This window comes from Stenotrophomonas sp. 05L44_2, assembly GCF_056665995.1.
Genome location: NZ_JBFTNR010000977.1, coordinates 1 through 1,182 on the forward strand (window position 1 = coordinate 1; position 1,182 = coordinate 1,182).

Genomic DNA, 1,182 nt, shown 5'->3' on the forward strand with positions numbered 1-1,182 from the left:
TTCCAGTGAAGATCGTGCTAGAGCCGGAGCAGGCATTGCTGGGCCAACTGCGTGCCGGCATGTCGGTGGAAGCCAGCGTGGATCTGCAGCGTCCGCAGCGGGTGCAGAGTGCGCAGCGCGAGCGGCACCGCACGGGCGGGGAAGGCGCATGATCCGCGTATTCCCGCGTGGACTGGCTGCAGCGGCACTGTGCACGGCGTTGACCGCCTGCACGCTGGGCCCGGACTTCGTGCGCCCGCAGGCCGAGCTGCCCACGCAGTGGCAGGGCGAAGCGGTGGCTTCAGCTGCGCTGGATGACGACGCCAGCTGGTGGTCCGGTTTCGATGATCCGCTGCTGGGGCAACTGGCGACGCAGGTACTGCAGGCCAATCTCGACCTGCAGCTGGCCGCCAACCGGGTGCAGCAGAGCCGCGCCGCGCGTGGCGTCACCGCGGCCGACCGGCTGCCCAGCGTCGGCGCCACTGCCAGTGGCGTACGCGCGCGCAACAGCGAGGTAGGCCTGAACGATCCGTCCGGTAATGGCGGTCGCGATGACTATGGGCTGTTCCAGGCCGGCATCGGCATGAGCTGGGAACTGGATCTGTGGGGACGCGTACGCCGTCAGGTGGAAGCGGCCGACGCACGCGTGCAGATGGCTGAGGAAGATGCACACGCGGCGCGCATCGCGCTGCTGGCCGAGACCGCGCGTGATTACCTGCAGTTGCGCGCAACGCGCCAGCTGCTGGCCATCACCGAGGACAACCTCAGCATCGCCCACGACATCAAGCGGCTGACCGAAGCGCGCCAGCGCCAGGGCGTGGCCAGCACGTTGCAGGTCTCCAGTGCGGCGGCGCAGGTGGCATCGCTGCAGGCTCGCATCGCACCGCTGCGGCACCGCGAATCGCAGCTGCGCAATGCACTCGCGTTCCTGCTGGCACAGCCGCCGCAGGCACTGGATACGCAGCTGCAGAGCGCGCGCCGCGATTGGCCCGCGTTGCCGACCGTGGCCGTGGGCGTGCCCAGTGAACTGGCCGAGCGTCGCCCTGATGTCCGCCGTGCCGAGGCTGCGCTGCATGCTGCCACGGCGGGAATTGGCGTGGCCAAGGCCAGCTTCCTGCCGCGCATCACCTTGAATGGCGATGCCGGTTTCCAGGCCAGGCAGCTGGATGATCTGGATGGCTGGAACGCGCATCGCTTCAGTAT

1 protein-coding gene is annotated in these 1,182 nt (G+C 68.9%); it reads left to right on the plus strand.

Translation table 11 applies throughout. The features are described from left to right. Positions 1 to 148: 148 nt before the first annotated feature. A partial coding sequence (locus tag AC1VAN_RS22465) for an efflux transporter outer membrane subunit (RefSeq protein ID WP_480986814.1) occupies positions 149 to 1,182 on the plus strand: 1,034 nt, incomplete at its 3' end.